The organism is Aquisalimonas sp., assembly GCF_007120195.1.
Lineage (GTDB): Bacteria > Pseudomonadota > Gammaproteobacteria > Nitrococcales > Aquisalimonadaceae > Aquisalimonas.
In genome coordinates, this window is record NZ_SKOG01000289.1 from 1 (window position 1) to 5,907 (window position 5,907).

Annotated in this window: 5 protein-coding genes; 1 reads left to right on the forward strand and 4 read right to left on the reverse strand. The window is 59.6% G+C overall.

The features are described from left to right. The 4 genes from QZT63_RS19770 to QZT63_RS19785 all read right to left on the reverse strand — a co-directional run. On the reverse strand, nt 1–1,307 hold a 1,307-nt coding region (locus QZT63_RS19770; protein ID WP_290653757.1), incomplete at its 3' end, for an NAD(P)/FAD-dependent oxidoreductase. A 91-nt stretch (nt 1,308–1,398) separates the two neighbouring features. After that, a complete protein-coding gene (locus QZT63_RS19775) occupies nt 1,399–2,643 on the reverse strand; it encodes an MFS transporter (RefSeq protein WP_290653759.1) in 1,245 nt (414 codons plus the stop codon). 337 nt (nt 2,644–2,980) lie between these two features. Continuing rightward, entirely contained in the window at nt 2,981–3,442 is a 462-nt protein-coding gene (locus QZT63_RS19780; RefSeq protein WP_290653761.1) for a CBS domain-containing protein, read from the reverse strand. 320 nt (nt 3,443–3,762) lie between these two features. Next, nucleotides 3,763–4,983, reverse strand: a complete 1,221-nt coding sequence (locus tag QZT63_RS19785; protein ID WP_290653763.1) for a cation:proton antiporter — start codon at nt 4,981–4,983, stop codon at nt 3,763–3,765. 415 nt (nt 4,984–5,398) lie between these two features. Here QZT63_RS19785 and QZT63_RS19790 point away from each other — a divergent pair. After that, nucleotides 5,399–5,907: hypothetical protein (locus QZT63_RS19790; protein ID WP_290653765.1), on the forward strand; the 509-nt coding region annotated here is incomplete at its 3' end.

The following is a 5,907-nucleotide window of genomic DNA, read 5'->3' on the forward strand; positions in this document are numbered from 1 at the left end:
AGGCGGGTCCGGGTAGGCCGTGTCAATGCCTGCGCGAGTGTCATGAGCAAGACACGAGGCATGCCATGGACTGCAGTGAGGTGCTTGCGGTAGAGCGCCGAGTAGGCATATCGGGCAACCTTGCCCTCTATCGCAAGGTTGCCGAAGACGCCGCCCGTGAGCCGGCCCACGGCGCGATTCTCGCTTAGCGTAATCAACGAACCCCGGTCCTTGTAGGTGAAGGTGCCCGGCGATTGTCCCCGAAGGTGATGCTGCAGCGCCTTGCCCAAGAATGCGGCCTGCTGGCTGGCGGCCTGTGCGCGGGGCGGAACAAGCCCCTCACCATCGGGTAATGGGCACGCTGCGCAGTCCCCGAACGCGAAGATATTCGGGTCCTCGGTGGTCTGCAGGCTCCTCCCGACCTCTAGTTGGTTGGCCCAGTTGGTTGTCAGCCCATCGAGTTCACGGAGCCAGTCCGGTGCTTGGATACCCGCTGACCAGACTTTCAACTCTGCAGGGATGAAGTCGCCACCGGATAGCTCAACGCCTTCGCGAGTCACGGCCACCACCCGGTTTCCAGTGATCACCCGTATGCCCAGCGCCTGTAGTTGCTGATAAGTTCTTTCCGAGAGGCGGGGCGACAATGCAGGGAGTACGCGGTCGGCCCCCTCCACAAGCGTGAGCTTCAGGTCTGTGTCCGGGTCGATCCGATCCAGGCCGTAATGCACCGCCTTGCGAGCCGCGTCGCGGAGTTCGCCGGCCAGTTCCACGCCGGTGGCACCCGCGCCAACGATCACAATCGACAGCTGTCCTTCCGCAAGCGGTTGTCGCTGAACCTGCGCCCGGAAATAGGCTCTGGCCATCATGCGTTGGAACCGCTCGGCTTCGGCCGCTGAATCCAGATACATGCAGTGCTCGGCGGCGCCCGGTGTGTCGAAATGATTGCTCACACTGCCGACAGCGATCACCAGCGTGTCATAGGCGAGGCACCGTTCCGGCGCCAGTTCCGCACCGGATTCATCGAACTCAGCCGCCAGACGAATGTGCTGCTTGGAACGATCAAGGCCCGCCATGCGTCCGTATTGGAATCGGAAGTGGTGTCGCTTGGCCTGTGCCAGGTAATCCAGCGTGTCCTCGTAGGAATAGAGGGTGCCTGCTGCGATCTCGTGGAAGAGGGGTTTCCAGATGTGGGCGAGTTCGGCATCGACGAGCATAATCTCTGCATCACGCCGTTTGCCAAGCTTTCGCCCAAGGTGCGTCACCAATTCCAGCCCTCCAGCGCCGCCGCCGACGACCAGGATTCTATGAGGGGAGTCCGTCTTTGACATGGGTTATCCTCCGTTCTAACCGTTGTCGAATATAAAAGTCCTGGCGGATCAGCGCCCTATGGCGCAAGCAGACCCCTGGAGGTGTCAGCCCTTATAAGCGGGCTCTAAACTCCTCTGGAAATCTGCGGTAGAAATTGACAGTCCAGATGCCCACCGCCAGCGAGGCTACGCCGCAGATGACGAAGATTTGCGTGGATGTGACCCCCATCGGCCCAGTCAGCACCCAGAACAGCACTGGTGCGGCGAGCATCGCCGAAAAGGCCAGGAAGTTGCTGGCGGCAATGAAGCGGCCGCGCCTCGTGGAAGGGCTCTTGTGTTGCAAGTAGGCACTCATCGGCACGATAAAAAAGCCTGCGCCGACGCCTAGCAGGAAGGTCAGCGCCAGCGTGCCTGCATAGCTGGTGTCCGTAAAATAGAGCAGCATGCTGAATAGTGCGGTTGCGAGCATCCCTGCTGGAACATGCTTCATCTCAATCTCGCCCCCGGCCAGATAGCCGGCGACGACGCTTCCCAGGCCGATTCCGACGCCGAGCGCGGTGAGAATCACGCCAGTTTCCATTTCGCCCACGCCAAGCTGCAACTCGGCAAACAGTGGCACGTTCATCTGATAAAGAGTCCCCAGCGTCCAGAACCAGGCGATTCCCAGAATCACGAGAAACAGTACCCACGATTCGCGAATTTCGCGAATTGCATTGAACACATCGGCGAACGGGTTGAGTCGGAAGGGAGAGGGGTCGCCTGCCGGCTTGGTAGGCGTAACGAAAAAACTGGACAGGAGGCCAATCAGCGAGAAGATAACGATAAGGACCGCAGGAAGCCAAAGTTCCTCGCCGGCCACGTCCATAACGACACCCGCCAGCGCCGTGCCGAGAATGATTGCCAGAAAGGTCCACAGCTGCATGTGTCCATTAGCGCGGGACAATTGCTGGTAGCGCACGATCTCGGGAAGAATGCCGAATTTTGCAGGGCTGAAGAAGGCGCTTTGCAAGCCCATGGCAAAGAGCACGACGAACAGCCCGACCACGGTGTAAGTGACCAGCATGAGAGCGGCGCCAATCAGGACTGCGGCCTCAGCACAGCGAGTCCACACGATGATGGACTGCTTGGAAAATCGATCCCCGGTGTAGCCGGCGTAGGGCGAGAAAAGGACGAAGGGAAGCAGAAATATGAAACCGACCAGGCTATAGAGGAACGTCCCTTCATCGTCGGCGACGAACTCCCGGATGGCTACGAAGATAATCACCAGGCGCAAGAAATTGTCGTTTAGCGCGTTGATGAACACCGCGATCATCAAAGCAATGAAACCCTTTTTTCGGATATCGGAGGTATTGGGCATAGAAACCTGCTCACGTAGGCGATGCCGAATAAGATCCACCCCGGCAACGGTGGCGCCCCTCTGAGAGCAGCGGAAACCCGATGTCAATCCTCCGGCGCGTGGCCACTACGCGGTGCCTTTCCTTTAGCGCGTGGGTTGCAAAGCCTTGTCCAACGCCAAACCTGTCAAATAGGAGTGGGTCCCGGTCGAGCCATGGGTGTAGCCGGGGAATTGCAGCGTAGAGTGCCCGAGTTCTGCCCCACAACGAGGGATGTACTTGCCAACCTGACTGGAGTGCTCCCTCGGGCGCGGTCGGGTTCCATTGGCTCATCGATATGCTCGCTGAGGCAAGCCACAATTAAACTGTACGCATCGGGGCTACTGTAGAGATATCTCTCACGAGCTCACCGGTTAGGTGGTTGGAAGCGTACCGGGCAATGTCGGCTTGCGAAACAAGTCCACAGCATAAGTGGTGTTCATCCACCACCGGAAGGCGCCGAATGTCGTGCGCCTCCAGGGTTTTCAGACACTCTCTCAGGGTTGCTAATTGAGTAATCGAGACAGGCTCGGCTGTCATCAATTCCTGTATAGGGGCGTCTGATCGTTTACCTTTTGCGACGCCGCGGCAGATGATATCCCGATCGGTGATTACGCCGATGAGCTTGTCCTGGCCATCGACCACCGGAATCTCACCGCAATCCTCGTCACTCATTAGCTGTGCCACCTCTTGCATTGAGCTATGCAGTCCACAGCATTGCGGGTTCAAGGACATAATGTTGCCAATAGGTGTTTCGAGTTCGTCCAATTCGCGGTCCGTCATCCTCAATACTCCGCAGTTGTGTCAACGCCGTCCACAGGAGGGTGCGGTCCTGGAGGTTGATCCCGTGGCGCATTGCATATGCCTGAATATCGTTGCCTCCCTCGCGTTTCCTTGACCGATGCCGCACGGCACCGGGGATCCGAAGGTTGCAGTCGATATCCATATTGGGTGAGGTACGCGCGCGCATGCGACTGAGTTCCTAACAGCCGGCGCTGCGCCTCGGGGTACCTCAAGGTCCGACGTGCGCGAACCCCGCGGCGGGCAGAAGGGGCCCAGTCGCGGGGGTGCGCATTGCTCTAGCTCCCGCAATTCCGCGAGCGTCACCGGAATTTTCTGCCGTACTGCTTCGCCAGAGGGCTTGCGGTGAGACCGTGGACAAGCACCGAAGTGAATACGAGGAGGGTGGTAGTTGCCCAGATAAACTCTCCTTCGTCCGTATGTTTCATCGCGAGGGTGGCGTAGAAGAGGGCTGCCAGCCCCAACGGGCCAAACCAGCCGACGAGCCAGGCATCGCGCTTTTCGATGAGCGGTGCGAATCGGTACACCAGGAGCACTGCCGGCAGACGGCGCAGGAAGAGGATGGTCACAGCCAAGAGGAGACCCTTCCAGCCGAGCTCGTACCACGCTTCCCATGGCAGCATGAGGCCGAACAGGGCGAAGACAGGCAAAGTGAAGAAGCTGTTTACCGCTTCCTGCACGTTTTCTTCCTCCGCCCGCTCGCGCGCCCTGACGAGGTGATCGAATGCAAGCCCGGTGACGAAAACTGTCAAAATTTCCTCAACATGAACCAACTTGGCTACGCCAAGCGCGAGCAGGGTCAACGCCAGCGTGTAACCGAGAAATGAGCTCCTTTCGAGATTCTCCTTGTCCTCCCCGCGTTCCAGGAAGTACCCGGCAAGGAGGCCTAGTAGAACGCCCAGCACCACTGCTCCGGCGATTTCCACTAGCAGCGTTTGCACCAGCCATTGGCGGAGCGCAGTCTGCTCCGGCCTTGTGAGCAGCAGGATTGGCAACATCAGCAGGAGATAGGCCAGCCCGTCGTTGCTGCCCGACTCCGCGGAGATAGTGTGCCGTACATGCTTGGGCAGGTTCTTCTTTGCCACGCTACCGGTAACAACAGAGGTCGCAACCACCGGGTCGGTGGGCGCCAGGGTAGCGCCGAGTAGTAGAGCTACCAGCAGGGAGACTTCGAAAATCCAATAGGCGGAAAGTCCTGACACTAGCCACATCAGGGGCATGACCAGGCACAGAAGGACGGCCAGGGTCTGCCATTCACGCAGGACAAACCCGCGTGGCAACCGGAGGGCGATGCCCATGACCGCAATCGCCAGGGTGATCCGGGCCGCTTCTTCCAGGATCAGGTAGGGGTTGCCCCACTGGGCGGGATCGAGCAGGTCGAGCGCCACCGGGCCTAGCGCAATACCGATGAGCATCATAACCAGGGGCGGGGCCAGTGGCGTTCTCTCAATAGGGCGTGAGACGAGTGCCAGCAACAGAACTGACGCGCCAATGACGGTGATTGCAATATAGAACTCGCTCATACGCCGTTTCGTCAGGTACCGGAATCGAACTCCGTTTGGCCGCCGAGGTTACGCTCGAGCGCGCTGAGAAGCCGAACGCCGGGGAAGCTGGCGGCGCTGCGCCCGCACCAAGTTGGCCAGCCCGCGAGACGCGTACGGTCGCGCAAGCGGGAACCCTACCAACGTGATTACGGACCGCGCCGTATGATCGGTGATGCCGATGCCTCCATGCCTGACCTGCGCTAGTGCCGCGCGTGGCATTCGGCCCATAGAGAGGCGTCACAGAGATACGCGTCTGGATGGCCGCAGGTTCCAAATAGGCTGACACTTACGCATGGGCGTCCCCGGTGATCCATTGGTTCGACGGAGGCTTGGAACGGAGGGTTTTCTCGCGCAGCATGTCCGCCGGTCGAAAGTCACATTTGATGAGGATGCGATGGTTGGCGGGTCTGTCTTACCCTCCTGGTTGAAGTGGGTCTATCTGGCCTTTGTGGCCATCCTTGTGCCGGCGTATACGTGGTGGCACGGGCTGGCGAACTTCTTGTGGTTTTCCAACGTGGCGCTGCTGCTCGGGCTGTTGGGCGTGCTGCTCGAGGATAGGCGCATACTGAGTACGCAGGTGATTGCCACGCTGGTTCCGGAGACGGTATGGATCTTCGACTTCATCGGAGGCGTACTACTGGGTGGACAGCCGCCGCTCGGCGCTACGGCGTACATGTTCGACCCCGAGATTCCCCTGTTCATTCAGACCTTGTCGCTGTACCACATCGTGCTGCCTGTGCTCCTGCTGTGGCTGGTCTGGCGCCTCGGATACGACCAACGGGCGTTGTGGTTTTGGATCCCCGCCGGCTGGACGATTCTGGTGGCGACGTACTTTGCCTCGCCGCTGGAGCAGAACATCAATTGGGTCTTCGGCCCGGGAGGCGAACCGCAGGACGTAATGCC

Excerpts from the sequence above, each read along its gene's own strand:
- QZT63_RS19775 (WP_290653759.1), bottom strand. The coding sequence starts at position 2,643 with ATGCCCAATACCTCCGATATCCGAAAAAAGGGTTTCATTGCTTTGATG.
- QZT63_RS19780 (WP_290653761.1), bottom strand. The coding sequence starts at position 3,442 with ATGACGGACCGCGAATTGGACGAACTCGAAACACCTATTGGCAACATT.
- QZT63_RS19785 (WP_290653763.1), bottom strand. The coding sequence starts at position 4,983 with ATGAGCGAGTTCTATATTGCAATCACCGTCATTGGCGCGTCAGTTCTG.